This is a genomic window from Kitasatospora sp. NPDC032121 (assembly GCF_055580145.1).
Genome location: NZ_JBVILX010000005.1, coordinates 241,800 through 257,503 on the forward strand (window position 1 = coordinate 241,800; position 15,704 = coordinate 257,503).

Annotated in this window: 18 protein-coding genes and 6 pseudogenes; 10 read left to right on the forward strand and 14 right to left on the reverse strand. The window is 69.4% G+C overall.

Annotated elements, in window-relative coordinates:
• Window positions 1-109: 109 nt before the first annotated feature.
• Window positions 110-1,009 (forward strand): LysR family transcriptional regulator, encoded by a 900-nt coding sequence (locus tag ACZ5OX_RS17190; RefSeq protein ID WP_465630636.1) that lies wholly within the window; start codon window positions 110-112, stop codon window positions 1,007-1,009.
• A gap of 83 nt (window positions 1,010-1,092) precedes the next feature.
• On the opposite strand, the gene ACZ5OX_RS17195 is transcribed toward ACZ5OX_RS17190, so the two are convergent.
• The 3 genes and pseudogenes from ACZ5OX_RS17195 to ACZ5OX_RS17205 form a co-directional block, all read right to left on the reverse strand.
• Entirely contained in the window at window positions 1,093-1,341 is a 249-nt protein-coding gene (locus ACZ5OX_RS17195) for an FtsX-like permease family protein (protein ID WP_465630900.1), read from the reverse strand.
• A gap of 329 nt (window positions 1,342-1,670) precedes the next feature.
• Window positions 1,671-1,832: pseudogene (locus ACZ5OX_RS17200) on the reverse strand (SDR family oxidoreductase); the annotation flags it as partial.
• A 118-nt stretch (window positions 1,833-1,950) separates the two neighbouring features.
• Window positions 1,951-2,049 (reverse strand): annotated as a pseudogene (locus ACZ5OX_RS17205) (hypothetical protein); the annotation flags it as partial.
• Window positions 2,050-2,202: 153 nt separating this feature from the next.
• On the opposite strand from ACZ5OX_RS17205, the pseudogene ACZ5OX_RS17210 reads away from it, so the two are divergent.
• Window positions 2,203-2,736: pseudogene (locus ACZ5OX_RS17210) on the forward strand (ISAzo13-like element transposase-related protein); the annotation flags it as partial.
• A gap of 161 nt (window positions 2,737-2,897) precedes the next feature.
• Here the strand turns inward: ACZ5OX_RS17210 and ACZ5OX_RS17215 are convergent.
• The 5 genes and pseudogenes from ACZ5OX_RS17215 to ACZ5OX_RS17235 all read right to left on the reverse strand — a co-directional run.
• Window positions 2,898-3,143 (reverse strand): hypothetical protein, encoded by a 246-nt coding sequence (locus ACZ5OX_RS17215; RefSeq protein ID WP_465630902.1) that lies wholly within the window; start codon window positions 3,141-3,143, stop codon window positions 2,898-2,900.
• Window positions 3,144-3,861: 718 nt separating this feature from the next.
• Complete coding sequence (locus ACZ5OX_RS17220; RefSeq protein ID WP_465630638.1) at window positions 3,862-4,473, reverse strand: hypothetical protein; 612 nt, start codon at window positions 4,471-4,473, stop codon at window positions 3,862-3,864.
• Window positions 4,474-4,493: 20 nt separating this feature from the next.
• A complete protein-coding gene (locus ACZ5OX_RS17225) occupies window positions 4,494-5,219 on the reverse strand; it encodes a polymorphic toxin-type HINT domain-containing protein (RefSeq protein ID WP_465630639.1) in 726 nt (241 codons plus the stop codon).
• Window positions 5,211-5,267, reverse strand: a pseudogene (locus tag ACZ5OX_RS17230) (hypothetical protein); the annotation flags it as partial. The gene ACZ5OX_RS17225 and the pseudogene ACZ5OX_RS17230, both read right to left, overlap by 9 nt.
• Window positions 5,268-5,406: 139 nt before the next feature.
• Window positions 5,407-5,616: pseudogene (locus tag ACZ5OX_RS17235) on the reverse strand (hypothetical protein); the annotation flags it as partial.
• Between ACZ5OX_RS17235 and ACZ5OX_RS17240 the strand changes: the two are divergent.
• Window positions 5,599-6,156, forward strand: coding sequence for a CopD family protein (locus tag ACZ5OX_RS17240; protein ID WP_465630641.1), 558 nt, complete (start codon window positions 5,599-5,601; stop codon window positions 6,154-6,156). The pseudogene ACZ5OX_RS17235 and the gene ACZ5OX_RS17240 overlap by 18 nt on opposite strands.
• Window positions 6,156-6,332: a hypothetical protein gene (locus tag ACZ5OX_RS17245; protein ID WP_465630642.1), complete on the forward strand. Its 177-nt coding sequence runs from the start codon at window positions 6,156-6,158 to the stop codon at window positions 6,330-6,332. Before ACZ5OX_RS17240 ends, ACZ5OX_RS17245 begins: the two co-directional genes overlap by 1 nt.
• Before the next feature lie 191 nt (window positions 6,333-6,523).
• On the opposite strand, the gene ACZ5OX_RS17250 is transcribed toward ACZ5OX_RS17245, so the two are convergent.
• Window positions 6,524-7,777: a COG4705 family protein gene (locus tag ACZ5OX_RS17250; protein WP_465630644.1), complete on the reverse strand. Its 1,254-nt coding sequence runs from the start codon at window positions 7,775-7,777 to the stop codon at window positions 6,524-6,526.
• Between the two features lie 161 nt (window positions 7,778-7,938).
• On the opposite strand from ACZ5OX_RS17250, the gene ACZ5OX_RS17255 reads away from it, so the two are divergent.
• The 3 genes from ACZ5OX_RS17255 to ACZ5OX_RS17265 all read left to right on the forward strand — a co-directional run bounded on the left by ACZ5OX_RS17255 (window position 7,939) and on the right by ACZ5OX_RS17265 (window position 10,240).
• The gene (locus ACZ5OX_RS17255; protein WP_465630645.1) at window positions 7,939-8,604 is read left to right on the forward strand and encodes a response regulator transcription factor; all 666 of its coding nucleotides are present in this window, start codon (window positions 7,939-7,941) and stop codon (window positions 8,602-8,604) included.
• Window positions 8,605-8,621: 17 nt separating this feature from the next.
• Window positions 8,622-10,010: a sensor histidine kinase gene (locus ACZ5OX_RS17260; protein ID WP_465630647.1), complete on the forward strand. Its 1,389-nt coding sequence runs from the start codon at window positions 8,622-8,624 to the stop codon at window positions 10,008-10,010.
• Between the two features lie 95 nt (window positions 10,011-10,105).
• Window positions 10,106-10,240, forward strand: coding sequence for a hypothetical protein (locus tag ACZ5OX_RS17265; protein WP_465630649.1), 135 nt, complete (start codon window positions 10,106-10,108; stop codon window positions 10,238-10,240).
• A gap of 130 nt (window positions 10,241-10,370) precedes the next feature.
• On the opposite strand, the gene ACZ5OX_RS17270 is transcribed toward ACZ5OX_RS17265, so the two are convergent.
• Entirely contained in the window at window positions 10,371-11,162 is a 792-nt protein-coding gene (locus tag ACZ5OX_RS17270) for a recombinase zinc beta ribbon domain-containing protein (protein ID WP_465630651.1), read from the reverse strand.
• Window positions 11,123-11,926 carry a recombinase family protein gene (locus ACZ5OX_RS17275; protein WP_465630887.1) on the reverse strand — a complete coding sequence of 268 codons (804 nt, stop codon included), beginning with the start codon at window positions 11,924-11,926 and terminating at the stop codon, window positions 11,123-11,125. The genes ACZ5OX_RS17270 and ACZ5OX_RS17275 overlap by 40 nt, the downstream gene beginning before the upstream one ends.
• 98 nt (window positions 11,927-12,024) lie before the next feature.
• Between ACZ5OX_RS17275 and ACZ5OX_RS17280 the strand changes: the two are divergent.
• Together ACZ5OX_RS17280 and ACZ5OX_RS17285 are read left to right on the forward strand one after the other, a co-directional pair.
• Window positions 12,025-12,159, forward strand: a pseudogene (locus ACZ5OX_RS17280) (exodeoxyribonuclease III); the annotation flags it as partial.
• 207 nt (window positions 12,160-12,366) lie between these two features.
• Window positions 12,367-12,522: a hypothetical protein gene (locus tag ACZ5OX_RS17285; RefSeq protein ID WP_465630653.1), complete on the forward strand. Its 156-nt coding sequence runs from the start codon at window positions 12,367-12,369 to the stop codon at window positions 12,520-12,522.
• A 31-nt stretch (window positions 12,523-12,553) separates the two neighbouring features.
• Here the strand turns inward: ACZ5OX_RS17285 and ACZ5OX_RS17290 are convergent, their stop codons facing one another.
• Entirely contained in the window at window positions 12,554-13,150 is a 597-nt protein-coding gene (locus tag ACZ5OX_RS17290; RefSeq protein WP_465630655.1) for a hypothetical protein, read from the reverse strand.
• Between the two features lie 449 nt (window positions 13,151-13,599).
• Here ACZ5OX_RS17290 and ACZ5OX_RS17295 point away from each other — a divergent pair, with 449 nt between their 5' ends.
• Window positions 13,600-13,722 (forward strand): hypothetical protein, encoded by a 123-nt coding sequence (locus ACZ5OX_RS17295; protein ID WP_465630657.1) that lies wholly within the window; start codon window positions 13,600-13,602, stop codon window positions 13,720-13,722.
• A gap of 191 nt (window positions 13,723-13,913) precedes the next feature.
• On the opposite strand, the gene ACZ5OX_RS17300 is transcribed toward ACZ5OX_RS17295, so the two are convergent.
• Together ACZ5OX_RS17300 and ACZ5OX_RS17305 are read right to left on the reverse strand one after the other, a co-directional pair.
• Window positions 13,914-14,777, reverse strand: a complete 864-nt coding sequence (locus ACZ5OX_RS17300; RefSeq protein ID WP_465630659.1) for a carbohydrate ABC transporter permease — start codon at window positions 14,775-14,777, stop codon at window positions 13,914-13,916.
• Window positions 14,774-15,646, reverse strand: coding sequence for a carbohydrate ABC transporter permease (locus tag ACZ5OX_RS17305; protein ID WP_465630661.1), 873 nt, complete (start codon window positions 15,644-15,646; stop codon window positions 14,774-14,776). Before ACZ5OX_RS17305 ends, ACZ5OX_RS17300 begins: the two co-directional genes overlap by 4 nt.
• Window positions 15,647-15,704: the final 58 nt, after the last annotated feature.

Sequence of the window (15,704 nt, forward strand, 5' to 3'; positions counted from 1 at the left end):
CTTTTGATCCGGGCGTTGGCCCGCACGACAACAGTCGCCCTCCCTGGCTATCGTGTCCAACGAATGTTTTCGAATGGTCGATCGGTTATGTCGATGAATGAGGTTGGGTGTGGATCAGAAGCGGCTGGAGTACTTCATCACCGTCGCTGAGGAGCTGAACTTCACGCGGGCGGCCCAGCGGCTGCACGTCACCCAGTCCACGCTCTCGGCCGGCATCAAGGCCTTGGAGCACGAGCTTCGGACCGAACTGCTCCTGCGTTCCACACGGTCGGTCAGACTGACGGAGGCCGGCTCGGCCTTCCTTCCCGAGGCGCGGACCGCGATCGAGGCGCTCGACCGGGCCCGGGCGGCAGTGGAACCGCTCTCCGCGGGGCTGCGCGGCAGCCTCACCGTGGGCGTCCTCAGCGGGCTGACGGTGATCGACGTACCCGCGCTGGCCGGTGAATTCCACCGCCGTCACCCAGGGGTCCGGTTGCGTACCGAGACCTCTCAGCGGGGAACCTTCGGGCTGATCGAGCGGATCAAGGAGAGCCATGTCGACGTGGCCTTCGTGGGCGCCGACATCAAGGACGAACACCTCAGCTCGAGGGCCATCAAGAGGTACGAGGTCCAGCTGCTGGTCCCCGCCGATCACCCACTGGCCCGCCGGAAGAGTGTGCGACTCAGAGACATCGCCGGGGAGGCCTTCGTCGACATGCCCGCCGGTTTCGGGCAGCGCCAGATCGTGGACGACGCGTTCACGAAGGAGGAGTTGTTCCGGCGGGTCCTCATCGAGGTCTCGGACATCACCACGATCGCGGATTACGTGGCGCACGGCCTGGGCGTGGCGCTGTTGCCCCCGGACTTCGCTGCGGCGGCCGGCGACGCCGTTCGTACCGTCCCCCTCGCGGACGCCCGACCGGCCTGGACGCTCAGCGTGGTCGCCTCCGCGACGCGTCCGCCGACACGGGCGCTGCACGCCTTCCTCGACCTGATCCCGCACCACATCCGGCGAGACCGCGTGTTCTGAACGGAGAAGGGCCCCTGCCAGAACCCTCCGGCAGGGGGCCCTGCCCTTCTCGCTCCGGGACCGATCGGCCCCTGGTCGGTCGGTCAGTCGGTCTTGATGCTCGACAGGATGTCCAGCTTGGACGCCCGGCGGGCGGGCCAGATCGCGGCCACCAGGCCGCCCACCCCGGCCGGCGCCAGGAACAACGCCAGCTGGCCGTACCGCAGGACCGTGGTCAGGCCGGAGAGGCTGGACTTCAGGGCGGCGTTGATCGCCCAGGCGATGAAGCAGCCGAGCAGCAGGCCGATGCCGGCGCCGAACAGCGAGATCACCACGGACTCCAGACGGACCATCCGCTTGATGCCCCCGGCGGTACAGGCCGATCGCCCGCAGCATCTCGATCTCGCGCTTGGGGCCGGCGAGGCGCAGCTGCCGATCGCTTGGGGTGGCGTCCTCTCAGTGCCAGCTCGACGCCTGACAGTGAACCCTGTCATTTCGGCTTCCTTGCCAGCGAACCCAATCGTACGAGGTGACGCTGGGGGTGCTGGGCGGGCCCTACCGGTCAGAGTGAACTTGCGCTCCGTGTCCGGTCTGGGCGTGCTGCGCGGATGCTCGTGTCGGTCAGGCGAACTGCCGCGGGCGGCGACTCGCCCGCGGCAGTTCGGGACTCCGCGTGGCGGGGTCAGAACTGGTTCTCGCCGCCGTTGATGTGCAGGGTGGTGCCGAGCATGAAGCTGCTGTCCGCGGAGGCGAGGAAGGCCACTGCGGCGGCGACCTCCTCCGGGCGCCCCATGCGGCCGATCGGCACTCCCGCTGCGAGTTCCGCCTTGACGGCGGCCGCGTTGTTGCCCCACACCAGTCCGGCGCCAAGATGCTCGAACAGCCCGAGCGCGAGGACGAAGTACACCCCCGACACGAGAGGGGAGGCTCCGCAGCCGTTGCTCGCGACCCCCTGTCTCGTCCAGCACCGCATCCACCAACTCGGGTGGGATGACCTGGGTTAACTCACCGATATGACCAGGCGCGAACACGTCGGTTCCGCCCGTGACAGACTGGGCCACCGGGCCTCTGCTCTCTCAGGAAGATCTTGGTCGATCCACCTGAATAGCAGAGGCCTCTCCCTCATCTCACCCACCCTTGACACCGCTGGCGAGCGCTTAGGGCTTGCAGGGCAACAACCCGTAGCTTCCAGCTTTTCGGGCCGTTGATGTGGTATGGCCACTTCACTGGAACAACAGGCTTTGCTGGCTGCGAAATTCGAGGCGATCCTGCCGCATCTGGACGAGCGGCAGCGGCGTCTGCTGCTCGGAGCGGAAGCGAGGTCGATCGGTCACGGCGGGATCCGGCTGGTCGCGCGGGCCGCGAGTGTGCGCGAGGCAACGGTGTCGGCCGGCGTAGACGAACTCGACTCCGGGGAACCGCCGCTGGGCCGGGCACGGCGACCGGGCGGTGGTCGCAAGCGGGTCGTCGACCTGGACCCCGGACTACGGGAAGCACTGCTGGTATTGGTGGAGCCGGATGAGCGCGGGGATCCGATGTCGCCGCTGCGGTGGACCTGCAAGTCGACCCGAGCCCTGGCAGCCGAGCTGACCGCCCAAGGGCACCGCATCTCGGCCGACACTGTCGGCGACCTGCTGCGGGAGGAGGGTTTCAGTCTACAGGCCAACGCCAAGGTCGCCAACACCCCGACCGAGACGGGCAGTTCAGGTACATCAACGAGCAGGCCAAGCAACACATGGCCGCCGGGGATGCCGCGAGCTTGACCAGTTTCGCCCGCAGCGGCTCCAGCTTCCCGCGTACCTCCACCTGGAGGCCCAGCTCTTCGCCCACTGCCCGCACCTGCACCGGACCGCCGGCAGCTCGCACGATCGCCAGGATCCGGCGGCAGTCGTCGGGCAGCGCGATCTCGTCATCGCTGTCGTCGCGGTGCGGGACCAGCAGCATCGCACGCCCGCCGACCTGCGCTGACGCCGGTGCGACAGCAGCTCGTTCCCCCAGCTGCCCGCTCGCTCATCCGCGTCAGGACCCTCTCGGCGACTGCGAGTTCGCCCCGCTCGGCCTTCACCTCGTCCAACTGCTTGACCAGCTGTTCTTCCAGCTCGTCCAATTCTGCGCGGCGCGCGGCGATCCGTTCCAGTACCTCGGGGTCCACCATGCCCGGGAGCGTAGGAGCATCGCGGGCTGGAACGGGCCAGAACCCGCGAAGACCTCCCTGCCCGACGATCTACACGGCAGACTGCCGCGCGTGACCAGCACGAGCACCGGGGCACGGAATCACACCAGGGCCCGTGACCTGCCACTTCACGATGGACACCGCTCAATGGTCGACTGCGGCCCCGCCATTACCTACCTCGGACGGATCGCCCTCGTAGCCCCGTGGGTCCCCGACCGCCTCCGCAGACGCACCGCCGAGCTCAGACTCCCCAAAATCGGCCCGCGGGTACCGCCAGGCGCTGCCCGTCATCGCAGCTGCCCTGCCACTGCTGCGACTCCCTTGCAGCCCCGCTCCAGCAGCGGTCGGGCCTCGACTGCGCGCTCCGCCGCTCGGCGGCGGTCCGGGTGGTGGCGGTCCGACGGTGCCGCCCTGGCGGGCGAGGGCGCGAGATGCGGCGACCTTCCCCGAGGCGGTGGAGGCCGCACAGGCGCTGCTGGATCCAGTGATGGCCGAGCTGGCCTGGCAGGACAGCGAGCGGGGAGGCAGCCAGTGGATAGGTTGTTCTGCCAACACTGCGTGAAGAACTGACGAAAGACAGTAGGGGACGAGGCCGCCCGCATGGGCGGGCGACCTCGTCCCCTACACGTGTCCCTTGGGCCAGCAGGAGCCTTGACCAGGACATGGAGCATTACCGCAAGTCCAGTGAAACTCCGTAACCTTACGGCCTCCTACTGCCCGGAGGTCCATAGTTGGCAGTCAGGTTTGCCGCATAGATGTCCGGGATGCCATGGCGCCCAAACGCCAGCGAGACATACGAATCCAGCGCACCTGACACCTCCAGGAAGGGTCCGAATCGTTGGCGCCATTCATCCCGCGTGGCCGCATCTGGAAAGCCCCGAAAAATTGCGACTTCAGGATCCCTCTCACCCCAGCACCCCCACCTTCCGGAAGGGCCTGTCACAGCGATGACTTTGGCAGAGATCGCGATCGAATCCGCGAAATCATCGTCCGAGGTGAAGCCGATCTTCTCCCAGTAGTCGTCCACGCCCGCGTCGACGGACAACGACATAGCCGGGTACGTCTGACACTCCGGAAGGTAGAACTCGTCGAGACCAGGTTCGAGGACCAGCAGTTCGATGCGATCGTCGCCGTGCCACCGGGCCATCGCGCAGAACGCCGGCCAGAATTCCTGGGTGAGGACCGCATCGAACTCGCAGAACAGCGAAGCCCCCGCGTCCTCTCGGAAAACCTGGCCGGGCAGCCTGGCCTCAAGGTCGAAGACCGACGCGCTGCTGGCGCGGACATCGAGGTAGCCGTCGCGATCAGCCATGGTCGCGCCTTCCCTTGCCACTAGTCGTTCCCCAGTCTGATCTTGATATCGGCGTTCTTGGACCCCGCATTGTAGAAGTCAGCCGTCCACCCGGGGTGGCTGTCCGCCTTCGGTCGAAGGAAATACTTCGCTCCGTCCTTCGTATACATGATACCGGCCGAACCCTTGTCGATATGGGTCCAGCCGTTGGCCTCGAGGTTCTTTCCGAATTCGATGGGACCGACATCCGTCCGCTTGTTCAGCATCCGGGCGCCGGGCGTGGTGATGTCCTCGTACAGCGATGAGGTCGGGCAGCTGCTGTTGTGGACCAGAAGCGGCGTGTCGCCAGCCAGCACGTGGTACGTGTGGACGGTATTGACGGTGGGGCTATAGGCGGGCTGGAGGGTGTTCCAGTGCCTTGCGGCGGTGATCTGCGCGGTCTGGCCGGTGGCACTGCGCAGGGTGTCGCCGGGCACGAGGTCGGCGGCGTCCTGCCAGGCGCCCCGGTTGGCGGCCCAGTACGGGTGGTGGCCGGTCGAGGTGATCGTGCTGCTGCTGCCGTCCGGGGACGTGATGGTGATGTCGGTGAAGTCGCGGTCGTCGGGCGTGTAGATGGTGGCGTCGACGCTCTGGGAGCTGGTCTGGCCGGTCTCGGGATCTGTCGCGGTGACGTGGTCGCCTACGCGGATCCGCTCGATCGGGCGGGCCGATCCGTCGGTCATCAGGACGCGGGTTCCGGCCGGGAAGCTGTTTTGCTGACCGGTCATCAGGAAGGCGGCGACGGCCTTCGGCGATCCGTCCCGCAGGGCCTTCTGTGCGGCCGGCCTCCTTGACGCTGATGTCGCCCGTCGCGATCAGGGCCTGTGCGGCGGCAGTGCGCACGGCCTCGTCGGGGCTGTCCTGCGCGATCTCCAGCACGCTCTGCCGCAGGTCTTCCTGTTCGGCCTTGTCGCGGCCGGTGCGCAGCCAGTTGAGGACGGTGTCGTCGGTGCCGGAGAGGGCGTCTGCGGCGGCTTCCTGGCTCCAGGGGCCGCCGGCCTTCAAGGCCGCGAGCGCGGCCTTGCGCCCCTTGGCAGCGAGGGCCTTCGGGTCCGCGTCGGGCCTGGCGGCCTCGGCCGCCAAGTCGGCGGCCTCCTGTTCCCGGGCTTGCACGCTCGCGAGCATGGTGCCGACGGCCTCGGTCTCCGAGTCGTCGTCGCTCTTGAGGTCGCGGGCGACCTCGATGGCGACAGCGGTGCGGGCGGTGAGCTCCTCGGCTGGCTGAACCCGGTCTTCGACCAGGCCCACATCGTCTCCGGCGTCGTCTGGCTCGGCGGCCTGACCCTGCTCGCCGTCCTGGCCGGCGCCCGCAAGCACCTCGGCGACGGCGCCGGAGTGCTGTGGGCCGAGATGTGGCGGCGCCTCGGTCTCCTCGCCATGGTGTGCGTCGCCACCGTCACCATCTCCGGCCTGTGGCTGAGCTGGAAGCACGTCGGCGACATCTCGCAGCTGTGGACCACCGGCTACGGCATCGCTCTGCTCGTCAAGATCCTCCTGGTCAGCGCACTCGTCGCCGCGGGCGCCTTCACCAGTTCTGGCTCATGCCCTGGATCGTCCGGGCCCGCCGCACGGACGACACCGCCTCCCTGCTGCACCTCACGCTCCGCCACTTCCCCAAGGTCGTGTGGGGCGAGGTCGTCCTCGGCGTCTCCGTGCTCGCCGTGATGCCGTTCATCTCCGGCTCGGCCCGCACCGAGGCCGGCAGCCCGAAGGCCCTCTCCTCCGGCACCGTCTTCGCCGCCGGCGCCGCCCTCGCCCTCGCACTGGCCGCCTCTCTGTACGCGACGGCCAAGGCGTCCGACGCCCTGGCCCGCCGACCGGCCGCACCCCCCACCGTCTGATACGCCGACAACTCCCCCGGCCCGTGGACAAGGGGCTCACCGTCTCCGTCCCCCGCATCCACGTGCCCGGGCACCGGCGGCCCCGCAGACCCGTGGTGCCCGGCCGAGGGACGCTCCCCTCCGCCGGGCACCACGTCGCTTCCGCCCCCACCGGGTCAGGCAGGCCCGGGGCGGGCGGCCGTCGCCGCCGGTCAGCCGAGCGAGGCGAGGAAGGTGTTGAGCGCCTGGACCTCGGTGGCCTTGTCCGGGTGCGACGCGCGCAGCGACGTCAGGACCTGGTCGATCTCGCCGTCGAGGAAGTGCCAGGCCTGCCCGTTCTTGCCCTGGAGGGTGTCCTGGTCGTCGTCCCATGCCGTCTCCAGGTCCTTCACCCGGCTGGTCGCGGCCTTCTGGTCGCCGGAGTCGAGCTTGGCCAGGGTGTCGGATGCGATGGTTCGGAACTTCGCGATCTCGGCCGGCGGGAACGAGGCCGTCGCCTGCTCCGAGGTGAGGGCGGCGGTCGAGGACGCCGGGGTGTCGCCCTCGCTGGCCGCTGCCGCGTGCGGCTGCTGGTTCGCCCACACGAGAAGTCCCGCGGCCGCCACCGCCACCAGGGCGTAGTAGCCGAGCATGATCCGCTCGCGCGCCGGGTTCGACGTCTTCGGGGCACGGTCCGGGTCGTCGGTCCCGATCACATCGCTGCGGCTGCGTGTGAGGTGGACGACGGTGGCGAGGATCGCGGCCAGGAAGACCACGCTCGTCACGGCCGTGCCCAGGCCCAGGCCCCCGTCGCCGCCGGGCGAGGCCAGCCAGTCGCCGAGGTTGGCGCCCAGCGGGCGGGTGAGGATGTAGGCGAGCCAGAAGGAGAGCACCGTGTCGGCGCCAAGGCGCCAGCCGACGACGATCGCCGCGATCAGCCCGAGCGGCAGGAGCACCGAGACGCCCGGCGCCCAGCCCGTCAGCTCCAGGGTCCAGTCGCCGACCGCGGTGCCCAGGGCGAAGGTCACCAGGACCGCGAGCCAGTAGAACAGCTCACGGGAGCGGGTGGTGATGCTGTGGATCGACAGCGTCCGCTCGCGGGCGTACCAGATCCCGAAGACGACCGCGAGGACACCGGCGAACATGCTGCTGCTCACCGCGAGCGGGACGCCCTGGCTGTCGGTGAGGATGTCCGTGTAGAGGGTGCCGGTCACGCTGAGCACCACAACGGTCAGCCAGTACACGAACGGGGTGTAGCGCTTCGTGGTGAGCTGCCAGCCCAGGGCGCCGGCCAGCACGACGGTGAAGATCAGCGAGGTGTTGATCAGGCCGACGCCGAGGGTCGTGTTGATCCAGTCGGCGAAGCTCTCGCCGACCGTGGTGCAGAGGATCTTGATCACCCAGAACCAGACCGTGACCTCGGGCACCTTGTTGATCAGCTGGCGGCCGAGCGACCCGGCCTCGGCTCGCTCCATGGTGGATGTCATGGCGCCGAGGCTGGCACGCGCGACCTGTACATAACCTGAGCACGTCGCCGCTCGGAATCCGCGGCCGGGCAGGGCCGCCGGCCCCGCGCTCCCGCCAGGAGACGGCCCGGGGCAGCCTGAGCGGCCGGAGGGTCCTCATCCGGACGGGCGATACTGGCCAGATGACCAATCCCCGGGTACTGGTCGTCGAGGACGACCACGGACTGCGTGAGGCACTGGCCCGCGGCCTGCGCGAGGAGCACTTCGACGTGCTGACGGCCCCCGACGGGGCGAGCGCGCTGCGCACCGTGCGCCGACAGGTCGACGCCGTGGTGCTGGATGTCGGCCTGCCCGACTCCGACGGCCGGGACGTCTGCCAGGCGATGCGCGCCCACGGCTTCACCGTGCCGGTGGTCTTCCTGACCGCGCACGACGCCCTGACCGACCGGCTGTCCGGATTCTCGGCCGGCGGCGACGACTACCTGGCCAAGCCGTTCCACATGGCCGAGCTCGCCGCGCGGCTGCGCGCCGCGATGCGCCGCACCGCCAACGCGCCCACGGCCGACAGCTCGAAGCTGCGGCTGGACCCGGCCCGGCACGTCCTGGCCGGACCGGACTGCTCAGTGGCCCTGACCCCCACCGAGTACCGGCTGCTCGCCTGCCTGATGGCGCTGCCCGGAGAGGTCGTGCGCCGGCGCGCGCTGCTACGCGCGGGCTGGCCGGAAGGCGCCATCGTCACCGACAACACCCTCGACCAGTACCTGGCGCGCCTGCGCCGCAAGCTGGGCCAAGCGGACAGCTCGCGCAGCATCTGCACCGCGCGCGGCGTGGGCTACCGGTTCGAATGAAACCCTCCACCGGGCCCGTGCGCCCGCTCGCACTGCTGGCGCGTCTGCGTCCCCGCACGCTGCGCGGCCGGCTCGCGCTGATCGCCCTGGTCAGCATCGCGCTCTGGGTGGCGGCTCTCACGGTCGTCTTCCAGGCCCTGCTGGCTTCACAGCTGAACAGCCAGGCCGACGAGTTGCTGCGCACCCGGGCCAGCGCCGCGGCGGCCACCGTCTCGTCCTCGGCCGACGGTCACCTGACCGTCAACGATCCCGCCGACGACAGTGCCCTCGACGTCGGCGTCTGGATCTACCAGGGCGACCAGGCGCTGGAGCGCCCGACCGCCTCGCGCGCCCTCCAGGACACCGCCGACCGGCTCGCGGGCGGCCCCGCCGGTTTCAGCCGCAGCGCCGGACCGGCTCCCGCTCGCCTCTACGTGCTGCCCGTCCTCTCGGGCGACCAACGCGTCGGCGCCGTGGTGGCCGCCGTCGAACCGGACGCCGCACTGCACACCGGCGAGATCGCCCTCACGGCAGCCGCGGCCCTCGCCGCTCTGCTGCTGGCGGGCGTGTACCTGGTCACCAGGGCCGTAGTCGGCGGCGCGCTGCGCCCGGTCGCGGCGATGAGCGCCCAGGCGGCGGCATGGAGCGCCGCCGACACCACCCGCCGCTTCGGCGCCGCACAACGCCCCGCCGAGCTGTCTGCCCTCGCCGGCAACCTCGACCAACTGCTGGACCGGCTTGCCGCGGTACTGCGGCACGAGCAGCAGCTCACCGCGGAGCTCTCGCACGAGCTGCGCACACCGCTCGCCCGGATCACCGCCGAGACGGACTGGCTCCTGGCGAGGCCGCGGAACGCCGCCGAGCAGAAGACCGCCCACAACGCGATCGCCGACAACGCGGCCCGGATACGGGACATCTGCGAGACGCTGCTCTCCCAGGCGCGCAACGGCGTCGGCACGAGCGCGGGCACCAGCGAGGTACCCGGTCGTTGCACGCTCGCTCCGCTGCTGACCACGCTGGCCGACCGCAGCGCCCAGGACTTCCCGGACGCACCGCCGGTACGGATACTTGAGGGTGCTGAAAAGGCCGTCGCCGGAGTCTCGGCCCCGATCGTCGAACGCATCCTGGCGCCGCTGCTCGACAATGCGCGCCGCTACGCCCGGACGTCGGTGACCATGGAATGCGTGGTCCGGCCAGGCACGGTCGCGGTGGTGGTCCGCGACGACGGCCCGGGCGTCCCCGAAGAGGTCGGGGAGGCGGTGTTCGAACCAGGGAGGCGGGCCGACCCCGGGGACGGCCACGACGGCGCCGGCCTCGGCCTCGCCTTGGCCCGCCGCCTCACCCGCGCGGCAGGTGGAGACCTCACCCTCAGGCCGCCGTCGGACGCTGTCGGCGGTTCTTTCGAAGTCACCCTGCCGACGGGCTGAGACAGCCCTCCCCCGCAGGGCTGACCAGACTACACTTCGGCTACGGCGGCAGGAACGTCGTCCACCAACGACAGGCGATCCGCAGCGGCCCCGTCTTGGTCCTCGGCGAGCGCAAGCGTGTCCTGATCGCCGACACCGTCGGCGGTCACTTCGCCGCCGCCCGCTACGCCATCACCGGCGCCATCGACTACGCCTCACGCCCTTGGCACTGGCCACCGAGCCCGCCGTAAGAGCAGTCGCAATCAGCGCTTCAGGATCCACAGTCCCAGCGTCGCAGCCGATCCCCGCCGCAGGCAAGGGCGCCTGTGCCTCGCCGTTGGTCAACGGCTAAGCGTCAACAAGTGCCCCGCGCTACCTGGCTCATACCGAGCTCCCAGCGCATTCCATTTGCCCTGCGCGTGCTTGGAGTTCGGCGGGTAGGTACCAGCCTTCGATGGTGGGTGTCATGTAGAGACGGGCCTTGAGGCCGAGGAGGAGCTGGCGGCGGTGTTCCTGGTCCGCCTGGGCCCAGGCGTCGGCGAAGGTCTGGCCGGTCTCGACGTCGACCCAGGCGGAGGGTCGTTGTGGGAGGGCGGCGAGGCGGCGGCGTTCGTCGACGAGGACTTCGAGGGCCTCGGAGTACTCGTCGTCGCCGCCGGGGTAGTCGAACAGGTTGCGGCGTTTCTCCTCACGCAGATCTCTCATGGCCTGGGTGACGTGGTTGAGCTGCTCGGTGTGGTCCTCGCCGGGGATGAACCTGCGCACCGTCATCGCCAGGTCGGCCAGGCGTTCCACCAGGGCGGCGATCGCTGCGGTGACGCGCTCGCCCTTGACGGACTGGCCCTTGCAGGCCGGTTTTCCGGCCGTCTTCGCGCACCGGTAGTACTCGTAGATCTTGCCGTTCTTGGCGAGGTTCACCTGCCGGTAGAACCGGTCGCCGCACCGGTCGCAGTGCGGCACGCCCAGCCAGGGCGAGGCACCGTTCGAGCGTTCCTTCGTGATGGACCGCTCGTCCATCGCCGCCTGGACCTGGGCCCACACCTCCTCCGTGAACAGCGGCTTGGCCATCCGGATCGGCAACCCCTTCGCGTCGCGGGCGATCTTGCGCGCCTTCACGGAGCGGCCGGTCAACTTCAGGCCCATCGTCGCCGGCGAGCGCAGGATCTTCCCCACGCTGGTCGGGTTCCAGTGGTTCGACGGCGGCGTCTTGCGCTTGCTCGAGTAGCTGTCGCCCTGGTTCTTGTACGGTGCATCGACGGGGTGTCGAAGCCGGCGGCTTCCAGGGCCGTGGCGATCATCCACTGGCTCTGCCCCTCCAACAGGAGCTTGCCCATGTACCGCACCGCCTCGGACGTGACCGGGTCCGGCTCCAGGGTGCGGCCGCCGCCCGCGCGATCGACGATCCGGTACCCGTACGGCGGCTGACCCCCGGCCCACCGGTCCGTCTTCCGCAGGTGCTTGTGCGCGGCGGTGACGCGGGCCTTGATCCGCTTGAGCTCCATCTCCGCGAAGATCGACGCCAGCATCAGGAAGGTCTTGGCCAGCTCGTTCCCGAACGACGACTCGCGGCCCCTGCGGTAGTCGAGGGTGATCCCGTCGTCGGTGAAGACGAGGACCTTGTGGTTTTCCTCTGCCCAGTGCGCCACGTCCGCGCAGTCCTTGGCCGAGCGGAACGCCCGGTCGACCTTGGCCCATACCATCGCGTCCCACTCGCCCTGGCGATCGGTGAGCCACGGCCCCAGGTCGGGACGCTCCCACGGGGTGATCTGGGCAGAGACGTCCAGGTCCTCGAACGACCCGACGATCTCCCACTCCTTCGAGACCGCATGGCGCGTCGCCGACTCCGCCTGCACCAGATGCGAGACCTTGCCCTCGTCCCCGTGCGTGTCCGACACACGCGAACCAACCACCGCCCGAACCGGCGCCAAAGCCGTCATGATGCTCACAGGAGGTCCCCTACCACCCAGGCCAGCAGGCACCCTCAAACAGGCTGCACTCGAACGGGTGGACCTTTTTCGAAAAGGTGTCGTTCCGCTGGAGGATCGACCTCCAGGTCGCCACCCCCGGCCTCGCCGCCAAGGCCGTCGAAGCCTACGTCGAACGCGCCGCCACCCACGCCGACCGCTGGTCCGACCACGCGCCCGTCACCGCCGTGTTCGATCTCGGCTAACTGGGCCGACAGCCGGCGATAGTTCATCAGCACCGAGAGGCAGCCAGAGGCCCCTAGAACCCGGCCGTGCCAGAATTCCCTCTCATCTGCAGGCCGACACGACACCGGCCTCACGCTCCAGCGGACCTCCCCGCTGGAGCGCTTTACAGAGTGAGTCGATCGCCGGCTCCGGTGGCATTGTCAACACTCCAGCGCCCTGCGACCGGAGTGGCCGTCTTCGATTTCGACGGCACCCTGGTCGACAGCAGTACCGTCAACACCCCCTCCAGGCTGGCGACCGTCATCGCCCGCCCGGTCGGCGGCACCGAGCGGGCGGACGGCAAGGGTCGCCAGCCGCCGATGGCCGTCACCCCCGCTGGGTGACGGCCACCGAACAGGGCTCACACCGTGGTCACTAGCACGACCACGGCGTGGTGACGTGGCCCGTCACGGTGTCCACCGCCACCGTCCTGCCCTCGCTGGGAATGCAGAAGTAGTAGGTGGGATGCGGGTTCTGCACGACGGGCTCATTGAGGTACAGGGGCTTGAACGCGCCGGTGTGCCCGGCCTTGACGGCCAGATCGTGGGCCTGGACCTCCGTCATGGTGAACGGGGAGATGGCCTGGATCCCGATCGGGACGCGCCACGGCTGCGTGCTCTGGTACTGACCGGTGGTCGAGTACTTGTACTCGAAGGACGGCTCCGAGCCCTTGGCCCGGAAGCGGATCCACCAGGCCTGGACGTCATTGGGGTTGGTCGTGGGTGTCAGCAGGACGGCGTCCGCGTCGTAGAACTGCGAGCCGGGATGCTCCTGCTGCGCCTTCACCTTGGCCTCCCGCACGATCTGTGTGAGCGGGAGGTGGGGTGCCGCGCTGGCGGTGGACGGGGCGATCGGCAGCAGCGACAGGGCCGTGGCGGTCGCCGCGAGCCCGATCCGAAGGCGGCGGCGTGATGTCCGGCACCCGTTCAGTGCGGGTGTCGCGGGCGTGCGGGCGGTGCGCGTGGTGTTCATGTCCTTCATCTCCTTCGACCCGGACCCTGCGTGGTCACGGTGGAAGTCGACTGCCGGGTTCGGCGTGAGCGGTGGCCGACGGGCGAGAGGTCCTCGGCCGGGTTCCGCGGGGATGCAGCCTCCCGGGGTCCAACGGTAGGAAGATCTCCGGGCGCCGTCTCCTGGCCGTCATCCTCGCTGAGCCGAACAGGCGAACCTCTCACCCGGAGCGATGCCCGTCCGGGGTTTCGCCGCGCGGTCCCGGCCGGTGGGCCCGATCCTGTGCCGCTCCTTGATCATCGCTGACTGTTACAAGGTGGTGACACGATCTTCTCGAAGTAGGCGTCCCAGCCGACGGGCCGACGAGCCTGTAGATCGTCCTTCAGGCTGCGCTCCACCCACTCCGGGGCAATGTAGTACCGCTCCAGAACCGGGTCCCGGCCCGACTCCAGCATCCGCACGATATGGGGGTGCTCGACAGCTTCGAGTGCGGCGGTCTCCGGTTCCAGGAAGACCTTGATGATTTCGTCGTCGCGCCGCTTGAGTCACTTGATCGCCGCGAACTGCCTGCCACTGTCGCGCGGCGCGGATGAGCTCACCTCGCCGGTGCGCATGCCGCGCCTGCCGGCCGTCGATCCTGCCCGTCATCGGCACGGCCTTGTTCGAGGGCCGACCGGCCCGGTCGTCCACCATGGCCGGACCGGTACTCGTGCACTGACGATACGTCAACCGAGTGGTGGACATACCGAACGGTCGATGAAACAGCCGCGTTCGGAACCGCCGGTCAGCCCTTGACGGCCGAGCTGGCGACGCCCTGGATGAACCAGCGCTGGAAGAAGGCGAACACGATCAGCACGGGTAGCACGAGCAGGACGCCGAAGGCCAGGATCTGTCCCCAGTCCGGTGGTTGCTGGCCCTGGAACACGCTCATCTCCAGCGGCAGGGGCCGTACGGCCGGGTCGTCCACCATGAGCACCGGCCACAGGAACGAGCCCCACTGCGTGAGGAAGGTGAGGATCGCGACCGAAGCGAAGGCGGGCTTGCTCATGGGGTAGACGATCCGGAAGAGGATGCGCCACGGTCCCGCGCCGTCGATCCGCGCGGCCTCCTCGATGCTGGCCGGGATGGCCCGGAAGAACGTGTGGAACTGGTAGATCGAGAAGGCGTTGGCGATGAACGGCACGGCCTGGATCCACACCGTGTTCCGCTGGACGCCGAACAGGTAGAACAGCGGCACGGCCACCGACTCGAACGGGATCAGCATCAGCAGCAGCACCAGCGTGAGCACCGGCTTCCGACCGCGCCAGCGCAGCCTGGACAGCGCGTACGCGGCCATCGAGTTGACGACCAGTCCGCCCGCCACCACGGTGCACGCCACGATCAGCGAGACGGCCATGAACCGCCAGAAGTACCCGGTGCTGTCCGAGGACAGGCTGCGCAGCACGGCCGCGTAGTTGTGGAAGGACAGGTGGGTCGGCAGGAAGCCGGACAGGCCGGCGAGCACCCGGTCGGACGGCTTGAGGCTGCCGATGAGCAGGTAGAGCACGGGCAGGGCGAAGACCAGGCTGAGCACGCTCAGGACGGTGTAGTCGGCGATCCGGCGGGCCGTCCTGCCCGCGGTGGAGCCGCCACCGATCGGCGGGTTCATGCGTCCTCCTGTTCGGGTCGGACGAGGCGGCGCTGGACGAGGGTCAGCGCCAGGACGATCAGGAAGAAGACGACCGTGACGGCGGATGCCCGGCCGATGTTGTTCTCGTCGAAGGCGGTGCTCACCGCCTCGTACATCACGGTCCGGGTGGCGTTCTCGTTGAGGCCGCCGCCGCGGACCAGGATGTAGATCTGGTCGAACACCCGGAAGGACAGCACCGAGGTGAGCAGCGCGACGAACACCAGGGTGTTGCGGATGCCGGGCAGGGTGACGTGCCGGAACTGCTGCCAACGGGACGCCCGGTCGAGGGTGGCGGCCTCGTAGAGTTCGCCGGGGATGGACTGGAGCCCGGCCAGCAGGATGACCATCTGGAAGCCGACGCCCTGCCAGATGGACAGGACGACGACCGAGGCCATGGCGGTCAGCGAGGACCCCAGCCAGTCGAAGGCCCCCCAATGGCCCAGACTCAGGTGGTGAAGCAGGGAGTTGAGCATGCCCTGGTCGCTGCGGGCGAGGATGAGCCGCCAGATGACGGCCACCAGGGCCATGGGGAAGACCACCGGCAGGAAGAACACCGAGCGGAACAGGCCGATCGCCTTGAGCTTGCGGTTGAGCAGCACGGCGAGGGCCAGGGCGAGGCCGGTCTGGAGCGGGACGACGGCCAGGGCGAAGGTGAGGTTGTTGAGCAGGGCGTGCAGGAACCGGCCGGAGAGGTCCGGGTCGGTGAAGATCCGGCGGTACTGCTCCAGGCCGAGGAAGGCGGGCGGGCGGTCGGAGCCGAGCCGGGCGTTGTAGAGGGAGAGCACGACGGCGTAGCCGAAGGGGACGGCGACGAAGGCGATCAGTCCGGCCAGGGCGGGGACCGACATCAGCAGGCCGTGCAGTCCGTCTCGGCCCGCCCGGCGCCGGCCGGTCGATTCGGGAACG